Below are 19,825 nucleotides of genomic sequence, written 5' to 3'. Positions count from 1 at the left end.
CACTTCGGCTTTGAACTATCTATCAAAATAGAAAGAGGCGAAGTCCAACGTGGCTCAATTCGTTTATACCATGCATCGTGTCGGCAAAGTGGTTCCGCCGAAACGTCATATTTTGAAAAATATCTCCCTCAGCTTCTTCCCTGGCGCGAAAATCGGTGTGCTCGGTCTGAACGGCGCCGGTAAGTCTACCCTGCTGCGCATCATGGCCGGTATCGATACCGAGATCGAAGGTGAAGCGCGTCCGCAGCCAGGCATCAAAATCGGCTACCTGCCGCAGGAGCCGCAGCTCAACCCGGAACACACCGTGCGCGAGTCCGTTGAAGAAGCGGTCGCCGAAGTGGTTAACGCGCTGAAGGGTCTGGACGAAGTGTATGCCAAATACGCCGAGCCGGATGCGGACTTCGATAAGCTTGCCGCCCAGCAAGGCAAGTTCGAAGAGATTATCCAGGCGCACGACGGCCACAACCTGAACGTGCAGCTGGAGCGCGCGGCCGATGCCCTGCGCCTGCCGGACTGGGATGCGAAAATCGCCAATCTTTCCGGTGGTGAACGCCGCCGCGTCGCGCTGTGCCGCCTGCTGCTGGAAAAACCAGATATGCTGCTGCTCGACGAACCGACTAACCACCTGGACGCCGAGTCCGTCGCCTGGCTGGAACGCTTCCTGCACGATTTCGAAGGCACCGTGGTGGCGATTACCCACGACCGTTACTTCCTCGACAATGTCGCCGGCTGGATCCTCGAACTTGACCGCGGCGAAGGTATTCCGTGGGAAGGCAACTACTCCTCCTGGCTGGAGCAGAAAGATCAGCGTCTGGCGCAGGAAGCTTCTCAGGAAGCGGCGCGTCGTAAATCCATCGAGAAAGAGCTCGAGTGGGTTCGCCAGGGCGCGAAAGGCCGTCAGTCTAAGGGCAAAGCCCGTCTGGCGCGCTTTGAAGAGCTTAACAACGTCGAATACCAGAAACGCAACGAGACTAACGAACTGTTCATTCCGCCAGGCGCGCGTCTGGGCGATAAAGTTCTGGAAGTCAGCCATCTGCGTAAATCCTACGGCGACCGCGTGCTGATTGACGATCTGAGCTTCTCGGTACCGAAAGGCGCTATCGTCGGCATCATCGGTCCGAACGGCGCGGGTAAATCCACCCTGTTCCGCATGATGTCCGGCCAGGAGCAGCCAGATTCCGGCACCATCACCCTGGGTGAAACCGTTAAGCTGGCCTCCGTCGATCAGTTCCGCGACGCGATGGACAACAGCAAGACCGTGTGGGAAGAAGTATCCGGCGGCCTGGATATCATGAAGATCGGCAACACCGAGATGCCGAGCCGCGCCTACGTGGGCCGCTTTAACTTCAAAGGCGTCGACCAGGGTAAACGCGTTGGCGAGCTGTCCGGCGGTGAGCGTGGTCGTCTGCACCTGGCGAAACTGCTGCAGGTCGGCGGTAACGTCCTGCTGCTCGATGAACCAACCAACGACCTGGATATCGAAACCCTGCGCGCGCTGGAAAACGCCCTGCTGGAGTTCCCGGGCTGCGCGATGGTAATCTCGCACGACCGCTGGTTCCTTGACCGTATTGCCACCCACATTCTGGATTACCAGGATGAAGGTAAGGTTGAGTTCTTCGAAGGTAACTTTACCGAGTACGAAGAGTACAAGAAACGCACCCTCGGCGCCGACGCGCTGGAGCCGAAGCGAATCAAGTACAAGCGTATCGCGAAATAAAACGCAAAAAGGCAACTTCGGTTGCCTTTTTTATTGTTTGCTCCCTCTCCCATTGGGAGAGGGTTGGGGTGAGGGCAAGGTAAATGCAAAAAGGCAACGCAAGTTGCCTTTTTTAGGGTTTGCTCCCTCTCCCACCGGGAGAGGGTTGGGGTGAGGGCAACAGCCCGCAGAGGACCTACCCCTGCTCGCCCATCAGCTGTTTCACCAGCTCAACGCAGCGCAGGAACCGGGCATCGTAGTCCGACTCCTTAACATGGACAAACTCGATCTCGTTCTCTTTCAGCAGCGACACCAGCAGCGACTGAAACTCTTTACGATCCACCGAACTCCCAAGGCTGCGTAACCCATCGGCCACCCACGGGGTATTGTTCTCCAGCAGGATCACCAGGTCGAAACGGTATTCATCAATCAGCGCCTGCACGAACGGGTGCTCACGCCCCTCGTACTTCAGGCAGAAGGCCTGAGTGCTGACGAAGTCGGTATCGATAAACGCCACCTTGTTGGCGTATTTCACTGCAAAATCAATATACTGCGCATGTCCGAGGGCAATTTTATCGTAATCCGAATACTGGAGCGCCATCTCATCGCCGCCGAGATGTGAAAAGACATAATCCCGGCCATATTCCCAGGCGCTGGTGGTATTGAAGATATTGGCGAGCTTATTGACCAGCGTCGATTTACCGCTCGACTCGCCGCCGAGGATCGCCACCGTCCGCACAAAGAACGGTTTCACTTCCGTCGGAATATATTCCCAGTAGCGGAACGGGTTCTCGCGGATCTGCCCGCCGCTAATATTCATAAAGGTCCGCTTAGGATCGATAAGCACCGTCTCGATCCCCAGATGCTCAAGGTACTGCGGCGCATCGGCCTCTTCCGAGGTATAGATCCGGTTCGGCTCGATCCCTTTTTCACTCATAAAAGCGCGGATCCCATGGCTCCAGACGTCCCAGCCATGCGGATAGGGCTCCATCCCCTCTTCATTGAAGGCGTGGATGCGAATATTCTTCTGATATTTAAAGGTCTGCAGCAGCCAGCGCAGGCGGTCAGGCACCGTCGGCTGCTGCGACATGGCGCTCTCTTCAAACAGCTCGCGGTCGCGGGTATCGTCATAGCCCATGATGATATGCAGCTCATCGACCTGGCTACAGGCGCGCTGTATCAGATAGATATGCCCGGTATGCAGCGGGTAAAACTTACCAAATACCACGCCGACGCTTTTCTGCCGGCGGGGAAACTCCAGCCCGAGGAAACGATGCAGCGCTTCAAGCTTCTGCGCGCTCGGGCTTTTGATTTTGGCATTCAGCAGCTGGCTGAGATATCCCTTGGTCATTCCGCTGGCTTCCGCCACCTGCTGCAGGGTACAGCCTTTCTGCTTAATGGCGCTTTTTAAATAGTCAAATGACGACATCGCTAATCTCCTTTTAACTTATTATAAGTCGTCAAAAACGCTTAGCGCGTCTGAAAGCTTTTTCACACCAAAGATTTGCATGCCTTCCGGTACTTTTTTCGGCACATTGGCCGCCGGGACGATGGCGCGGCGGAAACCATGCTTCGCCGCTTCGGATATACGCTCCTGACCGCTCGGCACCGGGCGAATTTCCCCGGCCAGCCCGACTTCGCCAAAGACCACCAGATCCTGTGGCAGCGGGCGATCGCGCAGGCTGGAAACCATCGCCAGCAGCAGCGCCAGATCAGCGCTGGTTTCGGTGACCTTCACCCCGCCAACCACGTTGACGAAGACGTCCTGATCGGCCATCTGCAGGCCGCCGTGACGATGCAGCACCGCCAGCAGGATCGCCAGACGGTTCTGTTCCAGCCCCACCGCCACGCGGCGCGGGTTGGACATCATCGAGTGATCCACCAGCGCCTGGATCTCCACCAGCAGCGGGCGGGTCCCTTCCCAGACCACCATCACCGAACTGCCGGAGGTGATTTCATCTCCCCGGCTAAGGAAGATAGCGGAGGGGTTGCTGACTTCGCGCAGGCCCTGCTCGGTCATGGCGAAAACGCCGAGTTCATTGACCGCGCCAAAGCGGTTTTTGTGGCTACGTAACGTGCGGAAACGGGAATCGGCATCCCCGTCCAGCAGCACCGAGCAGTCGATACAGTGCTCCAGCACCTTCGGACCGGCCAGCGAGCCATCTTTGGTGACGTGGCCGACCATCACAATCGCCACGCCGCGAGTTTTAGCAAAGCGCGTCAAATAAGCCGCGGTTTCACGTACCTGGGCGACACTGCCCGGCGACGACTGCACGTCGGCCATATGCATCACCTGGATGGAGTCGATCACCATCAGCTGCGGCTTTTCTTCATCGGCGATCTGACAGATCTGCTCAATGCTGGTTTCCGAGAGCATGTTCAGGTTGGCCGTCGGCAACCCGAGACGATGGGCGCGCATCGCCACCTGTTGCAGGGACTCCTCCCCGGTGACGTACAGGGTTTTCATCCCCTCCGCCAGTTTGCAGAGGGTTTGCAGCAGCAGCGTCGATTTCCCGGCGCCGGGGTTGCCGCCAATCAGGATCGCGCTGCCCGGCACTACGCCGCCGCCCAGCACGCGGTCAAACTCTTTAAAGCCGGTGGAGAAACGCGGCAGCGCCTCCAGGCTGATATCTGACAGCTTCTGCACCTTCGACACGCCGGCGTTACCGGCATAGCCTGAAAGACGCTCGTTTCTCGCCACCTGCGGCGACGCGGCGATGCGCATCTCGGTGATGGTGTTCCAGGCATGGCAGGCGCTGCACTGCCCCTGCCAGCGCGGATAATCCGCACCACATTCATTACAGACAAATGCGCGTTTTGGAGCTTTCGCCACGTTTACCTCTTACTTTTGGTTCATGCTGCCCGAGAGAATACAGAATACCCCCATCAGGTCAGCGTGGCGGATAGTCACTTCCGCCTGTTCATTCACTTTAGGCTTCGCGTGATAGGCGATGCCGAGGCCTGCCGCCTTAATCATCGGCAGGTCGTTGGCGCCATCACCGATAGCCACAGTTTGCGCCGTTGGGATCTCATACTTTTCCGCCAGCTTGCGCAACGTATTGGCTTTATATTTCGCATCGACGATATCGCCGAGCACGTTGCCGGTGAGCTTGCCGTCGCGGATCTCCAGTTCATTGGCGAACACCGCGTCGAGATGTAGCTTGTCGCGCAGGTACTCGGCAAAGAAGGTGAAGCCGCCGGAGGCGATCGCCACTTTCCAGCCTAACGTTTCCAGCTTGAGCACCAGCTGTGCCAGGCCCGGCATCAGCGGCAGCGCGTCGCGCACCTGCAGCAAAATACTGGCATCCGCATCTTTCAGCGTCGCCACGCGCTGGCGCAGGCTGGCGGTGAAGTCCAGCTCCCCACGCATCGCCCGCTCGGTCACTTCCGAGACCAGCTCGCCGGTGCCAGCCAGTTTCGCAATCTCATCGATGCATTCGATCTGGATCGCCGTGGAGTCCATGTCCATCACCAGCAGGCCCGGGGTGCGCAGATGGGGGATTTTACCCAATGGCGCGACGTCCAGCCCCGCCTCATGCGCCAGTCGCGTCGCACGGGGAGTCAGCGAACCGGCCAGGCGGATCACCTGGTAATCCTCGACCACCCAGGAGGCAACGATCACTAACGCGGCGCCCAGCTCGCGCTGCCAGTCCGTCAGACGGCGCTTATTCAGACCGCGACCATACAGCAGCCAGCCGCTGCGCCCGGCGTGATAATCCAGCGGCATGACCTCATCGCCGCTCAGGGAAAGCGGCAACCCAGGCCACAGGGAAACGTCTTCAGGCAGGTCGCACCAGGTCAAACTGTTAGGCATTACGGCTCCACATCTCTTCATTCAGGCGAGGAAAATAACGCATGAGGCTACCTTGTAACCAGCGCTTCTGGCAACATTAAGCTGCAAATTTTCAAAGGTGGAATATGGTTCGCGCAAAACTGAAATTCCGGCTGCATCGTGCGGTCATTGTCCTTATCTGTCTGGCGCTGCTCGTCGCACTGATGCAGGGCGCCTCGTGGTTCAGTCAGAACAGTCAGAAACAACGCAATCCGCAGCTGGAAGAGCTGGCCCGCACGCTGGCGCAGCAGGTGGTACTGAATCTCGTGCCGCTGATGCGCAGCGAAACACCGGACGAGAAGCGCATTAATCAACTGTTGACGCAGCTGACCCATAACAGCCGCGTACTGGACGCCGGCGTGTATGACGAACAGGGCGACCTGGTGGCACGCTCTGGCGAAAGCGTCGAGGTTCGCGACCGGCTGGCGCTGGACGGCAAAAAAGCCGGCGGCTACTTCAACCAACAGATTGTCGAGCCGGTGCCAGGGAAAAACGGTCCGCTGGGCTACCTGCGTCTGACCCTCGATACTCATACCCTGGCGACCGAGGCGAAGCAGGTGGATAATACCACCAATATATTACGCCTGATGCTGTTACTGTCCCTGGCTATCGGCGTGGTGCTGACCCGCACGCTGCTGCAGGGCAAACGCACCCGCTGGCAGCAATCGCCCTTCCTGCTCACCGCCAACAAGCCGGTTGAGGATGAAGACGATGAAAAGAAAGGAAATCTATAATGTCCACATTGCGCCTCCTGCTCTCTGACTCTTACGACCCGTGGTTCAACCTGGCGGTCGAGGAGTGTATTTTCCGCCAGATGCCCGCCACCCAGCGGGTGCTGTTCCTGTGGCGCAATGCCGATACCGTGGTCATCGGCCGCGCGCAAAATCCGTGGAAGGAGTGTAATACCCGCCGCATGGAGGAAGATCACGTGCGGCTGGCCCGTCGCAGCAGCGGCGGCGGCGCGGTGTTCCACGACCTCGGCAATACCTGCTTTACCTTTATGGCAGGCAAACCGGAGTACGACAAAACCGTCTCCACCGCTATCGTGCTGGCGGCGCTCAATTCACTCGGCGTAATCGCCGAAGCCTCCGGGCGCAACGATCTGGTGGTCAAAACCGACAGCGGCGACCGCAAAGTGTCTGGATCCGCCTATCGCGAGACCATCGACCGCGGTTTTCATCACGGTACCCTGCTGCTGAATGCCGATTTAAGTCGCCTCGCTAACTACCTTAACCCGGACCAGAAAAAGCTACAGGCCAAAGGCATTACCTCGGTGCGCGGTCGCGTGGCGAACCTGGTTGAGCTGCTACCGGGCATTACCCATCAGCACATTTGCGAGGCGATTCAGGAGGCGTTCTTCAGCCATTACGGCGAACGGGTGGACGCCGAGGTGATCTCCCCGGACAACACGCCGGACCTGCCGAATTTTGCTGAGACCTTTGCCCGTCAGAGTAGTTGGGAGTGGAACTTCGGCCAGGCGCCGGCCTTCTCTCATCTGCTGGACGAGCGCTTCCCCTGGGGCGGCGTTGAGCTGCATTTTGATGTCGAGAAAGGCCATATCACCCGCGCACAAGCCTTTACCGATAGCCTGAACCCGGCGCCGCTGGAGGCCCTGGCGGCACGCTTAGTTGGCTGTCAGTATCGGGCGGAAGTCTTGCAGCAGCAGTGTAAGGCGCTGGTCGGCGATTTCCCGGAGCAGGAAGCGGAACTCAAAGAACTGTCGGCGTGGATAGCCGGCGCGGTGCGCTAATAAAAAAAGCCCGCTGCGCTTAGCGGGCCTGGAAAACCGTAGGCCGGGTCAGGCGAAGCCGCCACCCGGCACAACAGGTCTTATTCTTTATCGCCCAGCAGTACCGATTCCAGCGCGATTTTGATCATATCGTTGAAGGTCGTCTGACGCTCAGCGGCAGTGGTCTGCTCGTGAGTACGGATGTGGTCGGAGACGGTGCAGATGGTCAGCGCTTTCGCGCCGAATTCTGCCGCCACGCCGTAGATCCCGGCCGCTTCCATTTCCACGCCCAGGATGCCGTATTTTTCCATCACGTCGAACATGGACGGGTCTGGCGTGTAGAACAGGTCAGCGGAGAAGATGTTGCCCACGCGCGCGTCAACGCCCAGCGCTTTCGCCGCGTCTACCGCGTTACGCACCATACCGAAATCGGCAATCGCCGCGAAATCATGGTCTTTGAAACGCAGACGGTTCACTTTAGAGTCGGTGCACGCGCCCATGCCGATCACCACGTCACGCAGTTTGACATCTTCACGCACCGCGCCGCAGGAGCCCACGCGGATGATTTTCTTCACGCCGAAATCGGTGATCAGCTCTTTGGTGTAGATTGAGCAGGACGGGATACCCATCCCGTGGCCCATCACGGAGATTTTGCGGCCTTTATAAGTACCGGTGAAGCCCAGCATGCCGCGCACGTTGTTCACTTCACGAACGTCTTCAAGGAAGGTTTCTGCAATGTGCTTCGCGCGCAGCGGGTCGCCCGGCATCAAAACGACGTCAGCGAAATCGCCCATTTCTGCGTTAATGTGAGGAGTTGCCATCTTCAGTTCCTTTTACATTGTTGTTTTTGCCGGGTGGCGGCTACGCCTTACCCGGCCTACAAATCGTAGGCCCGGATCGCTGTGCGCCACCGGGCAATGACCTCAGAACATGGCTTTGCCATATTCCATGTCAGACGTACCAAAGTATTTCGCAATAGTCTGGCCGATGTCCGCGAAGGTTTCACGGTGACCGAGCGAACCCGGTTTCACTTTCGGGCCGTACACCAGCACCGGAATATGCTCGCGGGTATGGTCGGTACCGGTCCAGGTCGGGTCACAGCCGTGGTCGGCGGTGAGGATCAGAATGTCGTCTTCGCCAACCAGCTCCATCAGCTCCGGCAGACGGCGGTCAAACAGCTCCAGACCCGCCGCGTAGCCGGCGACATCGCGACGGTGGCCCCAGGAGGAGTCAAAGTCGACGAAGTTAGTGAAGACGATGGTCTCGTCGCCCGCTTCCTTCATCTCTTTGATGGTCGCGTCGAACAGCGCGTCCAGCCCGGTGGCTTTCACTTTCTTAGTGATGCCGCAGTTGGCGTAGATGTCGGCGATTTTACCCACGGACACCACGTGGCCGTTCTTCTCGTCAACCAGCTTCTGCAGCACGGTCGGCGCCGGCGGTTCGACCGCCAGATCGTGACGGTTGCCGGTACGCTGGAAGTTACCGGCTTTGTCGCCGATAAACGGACGGGCGATGACGCGGCCAATGTTATAGCCGCCTTCGGTCAGCTCTTCACGCGCAATTTCGCACAGCTCATACAGCTTGTCGAGGCCAAAGGTCTCTTCGTGACAAGCGATCTGGAACACCGAGTCAGCGGAGGTATAGAAGATCGGTTTCCCGGTTTTCATATGTTCTTCGCCGAGCTGATCGAGGATCACCGTCCCGGAGGAGTGGCAGTTGCCGAGGTAGCCCGGCAGGTTGGCGCGTTTCACCAGCTTATCCAGCAGCTCCTGCGGGAAGCTGTTTTCATGGTCGCTAAAGTAGCCCCAGTCAAACAGCACCGGCACACCGGCGATTTCCCAGTGACCGGACGGCGTATCTTTACCAGAAGAGAGTTCATGCGCCCAGGCATAGGCACCAATCACTTCGGCATTGCCATCCATTCCGGCGGCAATTTTACCGGTAGAACCTTCATGCGCTTTCACCAGACCCAGACGGGTCAGGTTCGGTAAATTCAGCGGGCCTTTGCGGCCATTGTCAGCCTCGCCTTTGGCGCAGGCTTCCGCAATGTGGCCCAGCGTATCGGCGCCGACGTCGCCAAAGCGGTCTGCGTCTTCCGTTGCACCAATCCCAAAGGAGTCCAGCACCATGATAAATGCACGTTTCATCTTGTTCTCCATACATCTTGCGCTGCAAAAAAGCGATCAGATCAGTATATCGCTATTCAGTGATGCGGCGATAGACTGTCGGTGTAATTTCCTGGGCTTTATCGTCCAGTTTAATGGCCGCTTTGACCGCTTTCGCGGCCTCCTGCCAGCTGTTCTCGTCTTTGGCATGGATCACCGCCAGCGGACGCTGTCCGTCAACGTGGTCACCCAGACGCGCCATATCGGTAAAGCCAACGCTATAGTCAATGGTATCTGATGCCTGGCGGCGGCCGCCGCCCATAGAAACCACTGCCATTCCCAGCGCGCGAGTATCCATCGCGCTGATAAAACCTTCGGTATCAGCATAGACCGCTTTGCTCAGCATCGCCGTCGGCAGATAATGATCATAATTCTCGACAAAGTCGGTCGGCCCTTTCTGCGCCGCGACCATGCGGCCAAAGACTTCCGCCGCTTTACCGTTATCCAGCACCGCCTGCAGCTTCGCGCGCGCCTCGGCGTCATCCGCCGCCAGCTTGCCGGAGATCAGCATTTCCACACACAGCGCCATCGTCACGTCGAACAGGCGTGGGTTGCGATATTCGCCGGTCAGGAACTGCACCGCTTCGCGAACTTCAACGGCGTTGCCGGCGCTGGATGCCAGCACCTGATTCATATCGGTCAGCAGCGCGGTGGTACGCACGCCGGCGCCGTTGGCAACACCCACGATCGCTTCGGCCAGCGCGGCAGAGAGTTCATAAGTCGGCATAAAGGCGCCGCTGCCGACTTTGACGTCCATCACCAGCGCGTCCAGCCCTTCCGCCAGTTTCTTGGCCAGAATCGAGGCGGTAATCAGCGGGATGGAGTCCACCGTCGCGGTAATATCGCGGGTGGCATAGAAACGTTTGTCGGCCGGAGCAAGCGAGCTGGTCTGCCCGATAATCGCCACGCCGACATCTTTAATAATCTCGCGGAAGCGGTTGTCGTCCGGGAAGATATCGAAGCCCGGGATCGCTTCCAGTTTATCCAGCGTACCGCCGGTATGGCCGAGGCCACGCCCGGAGATCATCGGTACATAACCGCCGCAGGCGGCCACCATTGGCCCCAACATCAGCGAGGTCACGTCACCCACGCCGCCGGTGGAGTGTTTATCGACGATCGGGCCGTTGAGGTTAAGACTTTTCCAGTTGAGAACGGTGCCGGAATCCCGCATCGCCATGGTCAGCGAAACACGCTCCGGCATGGACATATCGTGGAAGAAAATGGTCATCGCCAGCGCGGCGATCTGCCCTTCTGAGATAGTATTGTCGCGGATGCCGTTGATGAAAAAGCGGATCTCTTCATCGCTTAATGCATGACCATCACGTTTTTTACGAATAATTTCTTGTGCGAGAAACACGGTAACCTCCCAAAGAGAATAAATTGCCGGATGACGGCGCGAGCGCCTTATCCGGCCTACAGGCATCCATTCGTAGGCCGGATAAGCGCAGCGCCATCCGGCAAATCAAGGGATTAGTAGCTGCTGGCGCTCTTGCCGTCGCCGTGACCCAGCGCTTTCAACAGGCTAGCCAGCAGGCTGGATGCGCCAAAACGATAGTGACGAGAATCGGCCCAGTCGGCGCCGAACAGTTCATCAGCGATCGCCAGGAACTGCTGCGCATCTTCCGCGCTGCGTACGCCGCCGGCAGGCTTGAAGCCAACGGTTTTCTCAACGCCCATATCGCGGATCACTTCCATCATGATGCGCGCGCTTTCCGGCGTGGCATTCACCGGCACTTTACCGGTCGAAGTTTTGATAAAGTCAGCGCCTGCCTTGATAGAGATTTCAGACGCTTTGCGGATCAGCGCTTCTTCTTTCAGCTCACCGGTTTCGATGATCACTTTCAGCAGCACGTTGGCCGCCGCGCAGGCCTCTTTACAGGCTTTCACCAGCTCGAAACCGACCTGCTCGTTGCCGGCGATCAGCGCGCGGTACGGGAAGACCACATCCACTTCATCGGCACCGTAAGCGATCGCTGCGCGGGTTTCCGCCAGCGCAATGTCGATATCGTCATTACCGTGCGGGAAGTTGGTGACCGTGGCGATGCGAATATCCGGCGTTCCTTGCTCGTTCAGCGTTTTACGGGCAATCGGGATGAAGCGCGGGTAGATACACACCGCCGCAGTGTTACCCACCGGGGTTTTCGCCTGATGACACAGGGCAATGACTTTCTCATTGGTGTCGTCGTCATTCAGGGTGGTCAGGTCCATCAGTTTTAACGCGCGCAGGCTGCTTGCTTTTAAATCAGTCATTTCATACTCCGCCGGCGTCATGCCGGATCAATAGTTTGTTCACCTTGCGAGTCTGTTACTATTGTAACATCCACTCGCTGTTACACTTCGACATTCATCACAGTTAATGAAAACTACTTACTAATTTGCATTACTGTGATGTGATGCAAGTCACAATTAATCATCCACTATCGCGACGCTGACCTGTACGTCCTGTTTAAGCATAACCGGCAAAGCGCAGTGAGTGATGATGTTATTATTCTAACATATACTACTGAAGTTTCTCGACGCCATGGCGCACAATTTGTGCACATTGTCGCCATAAACAACAGTTTATTATTGAGATATAAAGAATTTTAGATGGACAAAAAATGATGGAATTATCACAGCAGGCCAAAATCGAGGCCTGCTTCGTCTCGGGCAGAAAAGGAGAGGCTTAGCCCGCGAGCGCGGAAAAGAGGCTTTTTGTATTCGCCAACACCGCGGCTTCAATCGTCGGTGCCGGTTCCGCGCGCAGTTCACATAGCGCGTCAAATACGCGCGCCACCTGTTCAGGGCGGTTCGGCTGACCCTGAAAACCATTCAGCGGCATATCCGGCGCATCGGTCTCCAGCAGCAGCGCGGAAAGCGGCAGACGCGCCATCACTTCGCGGGTTTTGCTGGCGCGCGGATAGGTAATAGTGCCGCCAACGCCAATCTTATAGCCGAGCTGAACGAAGCGCTCGGCCTGCTGTAGGCTGCCGGCGAAGCCATGTACCACGCCGGTGCGCGGCAGGGCATGTTTTTTCAGCAGCATCGCCAGCTTATCGTGGGTACGTCGGGAGTGGAGGATCACCGGCAGATCGTAACGCTTCGCCAGCCTCAGTTGCTCCTCCAGCAGCGCTTGCTGGCGGTCAAACTGCGGATCGTCGCGATAGAGATCGAGGCCAATCTCCCCCACCGCCACCAGTTTTGGCGGACGCAGGGACAGACACCTCTCCAGCTGCGCCAACCCCTCATCGGCATGCTGCTCAATGACGATCGGATGCATGCCCAGCGCGGCGTACAGCGCCTCATGCTGCGCCGCCAGCGCCAGCACCCGGTTAAAACGCGCAGCGGAGATGGCCGGGACAATGATCTGCCCGACACCGGCCTGGGCCGCGCGCGCCAGGCTGGCGGTTTCATCCTCGGCGAAGGGAGGAAAATCGAAGTGGCAGTGGGTATCGATAAAACGGTGGCTCATGCCAGATCCTCATGATCAAAGCTGGCGTCATTCGCCTGCGGTGCAGGAATGACAGTCGCCTGAGGCGCTTCATTGGCCACCGGTACGGGCGGCACCACCACCGGCGCAGCCCGGGCAATACGCGGCGCATGGCGCAGCAGCGGCGGCTGGTCGGCCAGCAGTTTACCCACCGTCGCCAGGAAATAGCGGCCACACTGACGTCCGGTTTTGTAGTCCTCCAGCAGCGCCGGCAGTCGACTGCCAAGCGCCATACTGCGCAATGGCCGCTGCGGGTAGATTTCGAAGATCCGCAGCTTGCCGGGTGGCTTCTCGATGAACTGCTGGATAGCGCGGTAAGTGTTTTCGTGGTGGTGCACCAGATTGACCAGCGGCTGCAGGCTGCTCTCCCCCAGCCAGCGCTCCATCCGCTTAAACCACTGCGGGGTATAAAACATCTGCGAGGGGACGGTACGGATCACCACGATGGTCTGCGCGCCGCGGCGGGCCGCCTCCTGCACCGGGATCGCATCGCTGACGCCGCCGTCAAGGTAGCTGACGCCGTCGAGCAACACGCCGCTGCGATAAAAGCCGGGGATGGCGCTGGAGGCGCGGATCAGGTCCAGCCAGGTTTGCGGCGTCGGCGAAAAATAGCTGGCAGAGTAATCGTCACCGCGGCAGGCGCACAGCCACAGCTCTTTCCCCAACGCGAACTGCGCTTCAGCATAATTCATGGCCAGCGGCATCTGCTGCGAAGTGGCCTCCACCAGCCAGTCGAGATCGATAAGGTTGCCGCCGCGCACAAAGCGCATCGGATCGAAAAACTGGCGTGAGGTGGTGTAGCGGGTGATAACTTTGCGGGCATAGCCTTGCTGATTACACATGTAGGCGGAGAGGTTTTGCGCGCCGGCGGAGGTCCCCAACATCAGATCAAAGGGGTTAAATCCGGCGCGCATAAATTCGTCCAGCACCCCGGCAGTAAAAATCCCTCGCTGTCCCCCGCCTTCGCATACCAGCGCCAGCTTACCTGGTCGGAAGGGTTTAACCGCCAGCGGGGCGATATTGCCCAGCGTGACGGGAATGCGTTGCCCCACCCTGCTTTCCTGTTCGATTGGTCTTCTCCTGACAAGGTAACGCAATTTGCCCACCGCTTAAACCGCGAAAGCCAGTCCGCAGGACTGGCTTTGTGTAAGATGACGTGTCAGTAAAAATGCTCAGGCTTCAGCATCGCCCGCATCGCGGGCCACCTAAGGACGTCTGCGTCCTGTAAACAGGCTCACCAGGAACAGGATAATCCCGACGACAAAGACGATTTTCGCGGCGCCAGCGGCAGTACCCGCCAGACCACCAAAGCCCAGGGCCGCAGCAATTAATGCAATGACCAGAAAAATAATTCCCCATCGAAACATACTTTTCTCCTTACCATAATGGACGGTGAACAGCGGTTTGCGCACCCTTTCTGTATAGCTCATCGCTCAGAGGATGCTGCTATTCGTTCGGCAACCTTGGCCAGACAACACTTTTGTTAATAACTCGATTTACTTAACGCTAAGATCGTTGCGGACGCTTTTCACGCCGGAGACCGCTTTCGCAATCTCTGCCGCACGCTCCGCCTGCGCCGCGGAAGCCACCGTACCGGTCAGATGCACCGCGCCGGCGTTGGTTTCGACTTTCACATTGCGCGAAGGGACAATGTCATCCGCCAGCAGCTTGGCTTTCACTTCGCTGGTAATGGCGGTATCCCCGGCATAGCCTTTCAGCGTCGCCGTCTCGCTCGATGATTTATGATGGACCGTCAGCTTGTCGTTAACGTGCGAGACGCCTTCGACCCCTTTCGCTACGCTCAGTGCCTGACTTTTCTGTTCAGTACTGGTGACGTCGCCGCTGAGGGTGACCACTTTATTCTCCGTTTTCACCGAAATATCGCCGGAGTTAATATCTTTATGGTCGATCAACGCCGCTTTTACCCGCGCGGTAATGGTGCTGTCATCCATAAAATCGCCGACTTTATTAATCGAATTGTCTACCGCCTCTCCCGCATTGCTGGCAGCCGACTTCGCACTGTCTACCGTTGTTTTTTCCGTCTCTGCCGAGGCGTTCAACGCGGCTAAGCCTAAGAAGAGCGCCAGCAACATATTGGCATTCTTTAGTCTGGTCATCGTGATGTCCTCGTTTTTTCACCAGCGCTGGCGTCTGAAAGCAGTGAATTACGCCAGCATTTTTAAAATCACGAATTAAATATAGTAGACAGACGAAGGGGTTGCGGATGATATGGACAAAAAACAGACGAATTAGCGGTGTTTTAAGAACTTTCCAGAAGGAGGGAAACGCGAGCGTGGAAAGAAAAAAGCGCGGGCTATGCCGCGCTTCATCAGGGATTAGTGCTCGCGCGTTTTGCGGAACACCACGTCAGGATAACGCTCCTGCGTCAGGTTCAGGTTGACCATTGTCGGGGCGATATAGGTCAGATTATCGCCGCCATCCAGCGCCAGCTGAACTTCGTTTTTACGTTTGAACTCTTCGAATTTCTTCACATCCGTGGATTCAACCCAGCGCGCGGTGGCCACGTTAACCGATTCGTAAATCGCTTCCACGTTGTATTCGCTTTTCAGACGCGCTACCACCACGTCAAACTGCAGCACACCAACGGCGCCGACGATCAGGTCGTTATTGGCGATCGGACGGAAGACCTGTACCGCGCCCTCTTCAGAGAGCTGAACCAGCCCTTTCAGCAGCTGTTTCTGCTTCAGCGGATCCTTCAGGCGAATACGACGGAACAGTTCCGGTGCGAAGTTCGGAATACCGGTGAACTTCATCATCTCGCCCTGGGTGAAGGTATCGCCAATCTGAATGGTGCCGTGGTTATGCAGGCCGATAATATCGCCCGGATACGCTTCTTCAACGTGAGAACGGTCGCCGGCCATAAAGGTCAGCGCGTCGGAAATCACGACGTCTTTACCGATACGCACCTGACGCAGCTTCATGCCTTTTTCATATTTGCCGGACACCACGCGCATGAAAGCCACACGGTCGCGGTGTTTCGGGTCCATGTTGGCCTGAATTTTAAACACGAAGCCGGTGAATTTCTCTTCCGTGGCGGTGACTTCACGCGTGTCGGTGTTACGCGGCATCGGCGCCGGCGCCCACTCCACCAGGCCATCCAGCATATGGTCAACGCCGAAGTTACCTAACGCAGTCCCGAAGAACACCGGGGTGATTTCGCCCGCCAGGAACAGATCTTTATCGAACTCGTTTGACGCGCCCTGCACCAGCTCCAGCTCGTCGCGCAACTGCTGCGCCAGGTCTTCCCCCACCGCTGCGTCGAGTTCCGGGTTGTTGAGCCCCTTCACGATGCGCACTTCCTGAATGGTGTGGCCTTTACCGGTCTGATACAGGTAGGTTTCATCTTTGTAGAGATGATAAACGCCTTTGAACAGCTTGCCGCAGCCGATAGGCCAGGTAATCGGCGCGCAGCCGATTTTCAGCTCATTCTCAACTTCATCCAGCAACTCCATCGGATCGCGGATATCACGGTCGAGTTTGTTCATAAAGGTGAGGATCGGCGTGTCGCGCAGACGGGTAACTTCCATCAGCTTACGGGTCCGGTCTTCAACGCCTTTCGCCGCGTCGATCACCATCAGACAGCAGTCAACCGCCGTCAGAGTACGGTAGGTATCTTCGGAGAAGTCTTCGTGCCCCGGCGTATCCAGCAGGTTCACCAGGCAGTCGTGATACGGGAACTGCATCACCGAGGTGGTGATTGAGATCCCACGCTGCTTTTCCATCTCCATCCAGTCGGACTTTGCATGCTGGCTGGAGCCACGGCCTTTTACGGTACCGGCGGTCTGAATCGCCTGTCCGAACAGCAGCACCTTTTCGGTGATGGTGGTCTTACCGGCATCCGGGTGAGAAATAATGGCAAAAGTGCGGCGTTTGGCCACCTCTTGCAGATAAGGAGACAACGTCATAATTAATCTTCTAAGTAAACGCAGCAACGGGCTGCGCATGTGGAATACGAAAAATTGCGGCTATTTTACCCATCAATGGGGGGGAGGCAATCAGTGTTTACACAGGAGCTGCTCCAGTTCGCTTAACGAGGTCACCGTCCAGTCGGGCTGCAGGTCTAACGGCAGCGTTTGCTGGTGCGCATTCAGCCAGCAGGTCGCCAGGCCGGCATTCACGCCGCCGCGGATATCCGACTCGGCGGTATCACCGACCATCAGTACTCGCGAGCGCGGTGGATTACCCGCCTGCTCCAGCGCGTAATCGAAGATGCGCGCATCCGGCTTGGCGACGCCGACTTCTTCAGAAATAATCAGTAAATCAAAGTGATCGCGTAAACCTGTGCGTTCCAGACGAGTCTGCTGCAGCGAGGTAAAACCGTTGGTGATGATGCCCATCCTGACCTTGCCCTGCAGCGCGTTAAGCAGCGAGACCGCCCCCGGCAGCGGGGCACAGATTTCCGCCATCGCATTCATAAACGCGTCGTTGAGCTCACCCGGCTTAACATTCAAACGTTCCGCCCAGCTGTCAAAGCGCTGGTGCTGCAGCTGCAGCGAGGTGATGACGCCGTTTTGATAATCCACCCACAGCGGCTTATTCACGGCCTGATAGTCCTGAAAATCTTCGGCGGTAAATGTCACGCTGTAGTCGAGAAACATCCGCTGTAAGCCGCTGAAAGAATCAAACGAAAACAACGTTTCATCGGCATCAAAGAAAATCCAGTCCCATTTCATCGTATCACCTTGTCTTACATACTGATTGGCAGAGCCATAATAATGGCGTCTTCGCGCCCGTCGACCGTCGGATAGTAGTTGCGGCGGATGGTCGCTTCGTTAAAACCCACGCTTTCATAGAGCGCAATGGCGGCAGCGTTGGAAGCGCGCACCTCCAGCCACAGCGTGACGACGCCGCGTTTTTCAACTTCATCAATAACATGTTCCAGCAGTTCCCGTCCCAGGCCACGGCGCTGGTATGCGGGGTCGACGGCGATGTTAAACAGCGTCGCTTCATCAAGGACAATCTGAGTAATGGCAAATGCCGCCATTTCCCCATCCACTGCCAGTTGGTAATTCAGATAACGTTCACCCTGATTGCTGGCGAAGGTCTGTTCGCTCCACGGAAAAGCGTGGGCGCGTTTTTCGATTTTCCAGGCGTTGGATAAATCAGCCGTGCTGAGGGTAGAAATCGTGTTCATGTGCGCAGATTTGTTGCCAGAGCGCCCTGCGAGCGGGCACGCTGGTCTGAAGTTCATCAAAAGCGGGGGTGGACACCTGGGCGCCCGCCAGCGGCAGCGACGCCTCTGTGCCCAACCGCCAGCTGTTGCAACGGCTGTCCTGCGGCAGCATCGCCACCCGCTCGGGGGTAAGCTGCAGGACCTGATCTGGCGTCACGGACAGCGCGCGTAATATGTCGCCAATCAGCGGCTCTGTCAGCGACGGCGGGGTTTCTGCCACCATCACCAGACGAATATGTTCAGGAAGCGAGATAGCGATTTCGCCCTGCAACGCCCCCGGTCGGCGCAGCGACCACTGGGTAATGCCCAGCTGCTGTAATTGCCAGTCTCGTCGGGATGTCATAGCGAAACACTCCTGGTAAACAAGCGCGCAATATAGCAAATCCGTCGTATCTGCGCCAACAAACTACTATAATCGGCGCCAGTCTTAATGAAGGAGTGTTTCATGTCCGCTTTTACCCCGGCAAGTGAAGTCTTGCTGCGCCACAGTGATGATTTCGAGTCCGCCCGCGTTCTGTTTGCCGGTGACCTGCAGGATGACCTGCCTGCGCGTCTGGATACCGCGGCCAGCCGCGCTCATACCCAACAGTTCCACCACTGGCAGGTGCTGAACCGTCAGATGGGTGACAACGTCCGTTTTAGCTTAGTGGCCGAGGCCGCCGACGTCGCCGATTGCGACACCCTGATCTACTACTGGCCGAAGAACAAACCCGAGGCGCAGTTCCAGCTGATGAACCTGCTCTCTCTGCTGCCGGTGGGAATCGATATTTTCGTCGTCGGGGAAAACCGTAGCGGCGTTCGCAGCGCAGAGCAAATGCTGGCCGAATATGCCCCGCTGAATAAAATCGACAGCGCCCGTCGCTGTGGCCTCTACCATGGTCGTCTGGAAAAGCAGCCGGCCTTCGACGCCGAAGCATTCTGGGGCGAGTATGCGCTGGATAATCTGACGATTAAAACGCTGCCTGGCGTGTTTAGTCGCGACGGTCTGGACGTCGGCAGTCAGCTGCTGCTGTCCACTCTCGAGCCGCATACCAAAGGGAAAGTGCTGGATGTCGGCTGCGGCGCGGGCGTGCTGGCCGCAGTGCTGGCCAGCCATTCGCCGAAGGTGCGTCTGACCCTGTGCGACGTCAGCGCCCCGGCGGTCGAAGCCAGCCGCGCGACGCTTGCCGCTAATGGTTTTGCAGGCGATGTGTTTGCCAGCAACGTCTTTTCGGAGGTCAATGGTCGCTTCGACATGATCATCTCCAACCCACCATTCCATGATGGGCTGCAGACCAGCCTCGAAGCGGCCCAGGCGCTGATCCGCGGCGCGGTTCGCCATCTGAACAGCGGCGGCGAACTGCGCATTGTCGCCAACGCCTTCCTGCCGTATCCCCAGGTACTGGATGAGACATTTGGCTTCCATGAAGTGATCGCCCAAACAGGACGGTTTAAGGTCTATCGCACCATCATGACCCGCCAGGCGAAAAAATAATCGTCTTCTGGCGCCAGCGGCCCATTTGTGGTGCCGCTGGCCCTTCTTCGCGGCAAACCCGCCCATTTTTGCAGCAATCGATACAACCTGCATAATTAACTATTGACGTGCCGCCGAAAACCACTAGAATGCGCCTCCGTGGTAACGATACTTTCATAGTGTCGATGGTATGCGAAGGTGGCGGAATTGGTAGACGCGCTAGCTTCAGGTGTTAGTGTCCTTACGGACGTGGGGGTTCAAGTCCCCCCCCTCGCACCATAATCCAC

19 protein-coding genes and 1 tRNA gene are annotated in these 19,825 nt (G+C 57.6%); 5 read left to right on the top strand and 15 right to left on the bottom strand.

Annotated elements, in window-relative coordinates; all coding sequences use genetic code 11:
• Window positions 1-49 precede the first annotated feature (49 nt).
• A complete protein-coding gene (gene ettA / locus A1WC_RS22055; RefSeq protein WP_012968984.1) occupies window positions 50-1,717 on the top strand; it encodes an energy-dependent translational throttle protein EttA in 1,668 nt (555 codons plus the stop codon).
• A 175-nt stretch (window positions 1,718-1,892) separates the two neighbouring features.
• Here the strand turns inward: ettA and nadR are convergent, their stop codons facing one another.
• Genes nadR through serB form a run of 3 tightly spaced genes read right to left on the bottom strand, consistent with a single transcriptional unit; the run spans window position 1,893 to window position 5,510 of the window.
• The gene (nadR, locus tag A1WC_RS22060; protein ID WP_002887802.1) at window positions 1,893-3,125 is read right to left on the bottom strand and encodes a multifunctional transcriptional regulator/nicotinamide-nucleotide adenylyltransferase/ribosylnicotinamide kinase NadR; all 1,233 of its coding nucleotides are present in this window, start codon (window positions 3,123-3,125) and stop codon (window positions 1,893-1,895) included.
• A gap of 21 nt (window positions 3,126-3,146) precedes the next feature.
• Window positions 3,147-4,529, bottom strand: coding sequence for a DNA repair protein RadA (gene radA, locus A1WC_RS22065; protein WP_002887800.1), 1,383 nt, complete (start codon window positions 4,527-4,529; stop codon window positions 3,147-3,149).
• Between the two features lie 9 nt (window positions 4,530-4,538).
• Window positions 4,539-5,510 (bottom strand): phosphoserine phosphatase, encoded by a 972-nt coding sequence (serB, locus tag A1WC_RS22070; RefSeq protein ID WP_016160266.1) that lies wholly within the window; start codon window positions 5,508-5,510, stop codon window positions 4,539-4,541.
• A 104-nt stretch (window positions 5,511-5,614) separates the two neighbouring features.
• Between serB and A1WC_RS22075 the strand changes: the two genes are divergently transcribed.
• Both A1WC_RS22075 and lplA read left to right on the top strand, forming a co-directional pair.
• On the top strand, window positions 5,615-6,262 hold the full coding sequence (locus A1WC_RS22075; RefSeq protein WP_012542920.1) for a YtjB family periplasmic protein: 648 nt from the start codon (window positions 5,615-5,617) through the stop codon (window positions 6,260-6,262).
• The gene (lplA, locus tag A1WC_RS22080; RefSeq protein WP_016160265.1) at window positions 6,262-7,278 is read left to right on the top strand and encodes a lipoate--protein ligase LplA; all 1,017 of its coding nucleotides are present in this window, start codon (window positions 6,262-6,264) and stop codon (window positions 7,276-7,278) included. Before A1WC_RS22075 ends, lplA begins: the two co-directional genes overlap by 1 nt.
• An 80-nt stretch (window positions 7,279-7,358) precedes the next feature.
• On the opposite strand, the gene deoD is transcribed toward lplA, so the two are convergent.
• The 12 genes from deoD to A1WC_RS22135 all read right to left on the bottom strand — a co-directional run bounded on the left by deoD (window position 7,359) and on the right by A1WC_RS22135 (window position 18,428).
• Window positions 7,359-8,078, bottom strand: a complete 720-nt coding sequence (deoD, locus tag A1WC_RS22085; RefSeq protein WP_002887789.1) for a purine-nucleoside phosphorylase — start codon at window positions 8,076-8,078, stop codon at window positions 7,359-7,361.
• 102 nt (window positions 8,079-8,180) lie between these two features.
• Window positions 8,181-9,404: a phosphopentomutase gene (gene deoB / locus A1WC_RS22090; protein WP_016160264.1), complete on the bottom strand. Its 1,224-nt coding sequence runs from the start codon at window positions 9,402-9,404 to the stop codon at window positions 8,181-8,183.
• A gap of 52 nt (window positions 9,405-9,456) precedes the next feature.
• Window positions 9,457-10,779 carry a thymidine phosphorylase gene (gene deoA / locus A1WC_RS22095; protein WP_016160263.1) on the bottom strand — a complete coding sequence of 441 codons (1,323 nt, stop codon included), beginning with the start codon at window positions 10,777-10,779 and terminating at the stop codon, window positions 9,457-9,459.
• A 113-nt stretch (window positions 10,780-10,892) separates the two neighbouring features.
• Window positions 10,893-11,672 carry a deoxyribose-phosphate aldolase gene (gene deoC / locus A1WC_RS22100; RefSeq protein WP_002887784.1) on the bottom strand — a complete coding sequence of 260 codons (780 nt, stop codon included), beginning with the start codon at window positions 11,670-11,672 and terminating at the stop codon, window positions 10,893-10,895.
• 415 nt (window positions 11,673-12,087) lie between these two features.
• Window positions 12,088-12,873, bottom strand: coding sequence for a metal-dependent hydrolase (locus A1WC_RS22105; protein ID WP_012542923.1), 786 nt, complete (start codon window positions 12,871-12,873; stop codon window positions 12,088-12,090).
• Window positions 12,870-13,943, bottom strand: coding sequence for a patatin-like phospholipase family protein (locus A1WC_RS22110; protein WP_016160262.1), 1,074 nt, complete (start codon window positions 13,941-13,943; stop codon window positions 12,870-12,872). The genes A1WC_RS22105 and A1WC_RS22110 overlap by 4 nt, the downstream gene beginning before the upstream one ends.
• A gap of 153 nt (window positions 13,944-14,096) precedes the next feature.
• A complete protein-coding gene (locus A1WC_RS25660) occupies window positions 14,097-14,258 on the bottom strand; it encodes a DUF1328 domain-containing protein (protein ID WP_002887716.1) in 162 nt (53 codons plus the stop codon).
• 129 nt (window positions 14,259-14,387) lie between these two features.
• Window positions 14,388-15,008, bottom strand: coding sequence for a molecular chaperone OsmY (gene osmY / locus A1WC_RS22115; protein WP_008807528.1), 621 nt, complete (start codon window positions 15,006-15,008; stop codon window positions 14,388-14,390).
• A gap of 219 nt (window positions 15,009-15,227) precedes the next feature.
• Window positions 15,228-16,817 (bottom strand): peptide chain release factor 3, encoded by a 1,590-nt coding sequence (prfC, locus tag A1WC_RS22120; protein ID WP_008807529.1) that lies wholly within the window; start codon window positions 16,815-16,817, stop codon window positions 15,228-15,230.
• A gap of 90 nt (window positions 16,818-16,907) precedes the next feature.
• The gene (yjjG, locus tag A1WC_RS22125; RefSeq protein WP_016160261.1) at window positions 16,908-17,585 is read right to left on the bottom strand and encodes a pyrimidine 5'-nucleotidase; all 678 of its coding nucleotides are present in this window, start codon (window positions 17,583-17,585) and stop codon (window positions 16,908-16,910) included.
• 14 nt (window positions 17,586-17,599) lie between these two features.
• Entirely contained in the window at window positions 17,600-18,046 is a 447-nt protein-coding gene (gene rimI, locus A1WC_RS22130; protein WP_016160260.1) for a ribosomal protein S18-alanine N-acetyltransferase, read from the bottom strand.
• Window positions 18,015-18,428 (bottom strand): DNA polymerase III subunit psi, encoded by a 414-nt coding sequence (locus A1WC_RS22135; RefSeq protein WP_016160259.1) that lies wholly within the window; start codon window positions 18,426-18,428, stop codon window positions 18,015-18,017. The genes rimI and A1WC_RS22135 overlap by 32 nt, the downstream gene beginning before the upstream one ends.
• A 102-nt stretch (window positions 18,429-18,530) precedes the next feature.
• On the opposite strand from A1WC_RS22135, the gene rsmC reads away from it, so the two are divergent.
• Together rsmC and A1WC_RS22145 are read left to right on the top strand one after the other, a co-directional pair.
• Window positions 18,531-19,559 (top strand): 16S rRNA (guanine(1207)-N(2))-methyltransferase RsmC, encoded by a 1,029-nt coding sequence (gene rsmC, locus A1WC_RS22140; protein ID WP_016160258.1) that lies wholly within the window; start codon window positions 18,531-18,533, stop codon window positions 19,557-19,559.
• Between the two features lie 171 nt (window positions 19,560-19,730).
• A tRNA-Leu gene (locus tag A1WC_RS22145) sits at window positions 19,731-19,817 on the top strand.
• The last annotated feature ends 8 nt before the right edge of the window (window positions 19,818-19,825 follow it).

This window comes from Klebsiella sp. KTE92 (genome assembly GCF_000398905.1).
Classification (GTDB): domain Bacteria; phylum Pseudomonadota; class Gammaproteobacteria; order Enterobacterales; family Enterobacteriaceae; genus Klebsiella; species Klebsiella variicola.
This window is presented reverse-complemented; position numbering and strand designations above follow the sequence as displayed.

Coding starts and splice junctions, on each gene's coding strand:
- nadR (WP_002887802.1), bottom strand. CDS start 3,125: ATGTCGTCATTTGACTATTTAAAAAGCGCCATTAAGCAGAAAGGCTGT.
- serB (WP_016160266.1), bottom strand. CDS start 5,510: ATGCCTAACAGTTTGACCTGGTGCGACCTGCCTGAAGACGTTTCCCTG.
- A1WC_RS22075 (WP_012542920.1), top strand. CDS start 5,615: ATGGTTCGCGCAAAACTGAAATTCCGGCTGCATCGTGCGGTCATTGTC.
- lplA (WP_016160265.1), top strand. CDS start 6,262: ATGTCCACATTGCGCCTCCTGCTCTCTGACTCTTACGACCCGTGGTTC.
- deoD (WP_002887789.1), bottom strand. CDS start 8,078: ATGGCAACTCCTCACATTAACGCAGAAATGGGCGATTTCGCTGACGTC.
- deoB (WP_016160264.1), bottom strand. CDS start 9,404: ATGAAACGTGCATTTATCATGGTGCTGGACTCCTTTGGGATTGGTGCA.
- deoC (WP_002887784.1), bottom strand. CDS start 11,672: ATGACTGATTTAAAAGCAAGCAGCCTGCGCGCGTTAAAACTGATGGAC.
- A1WC_RS22105 (WP_012542923.1), bottom strand. CDS start 12,873: ATGAGCCACCGTTTTATCGATACCCACTGCCACTTCGATTTTCCTCCC.
- A1WC_RS25660 (WP_002887716.1), bottom strand. CDS start 14,258: ATGTTTCGATGGGGAATTATTTTTCTGGTCATTGCATTAATTGCTGCG.
- osmY (WP_008807528.1), bottom strand. CDS start 15,008: ATGACCAGACTAAAGAATGCCAATATGTTGCTGGCGCTCTTCTTAGGC.
- prfC (WP_008807529.1), bottom strand. CDS start 16,817: ATGACGTTGTCTCCTTATCTGCAAGAGGTGGCCAAACGCCGCACTTTT.
- yjjG (WP_016160261.1), bottom strand. CDS start 17,585: ATGAAATGGGACTGGATTTTCTTTGATGCCGATGAAACGTTGTTTTCG.
- rimI (WP_016160260.1), bottom strand. CDS start 18,046: ATGAACACGATTTCTACCCTCAGCACGGCTGATTTATCCAACGCCTGG.
- A1WC_RS22135 (WP_016160259.1), bottom strand. CDS start 18,428: ATGACATCCCGACGAGACTGGCAATTACAGCAGCTGGGCATTACCCAG.
- rsmC (WP_016160258.1), top strand. CDS start 18,531: ATGTCCGCTTTTACCCCGGCAAGTGAAGTCTTGCTGCGCCACAGTGAT.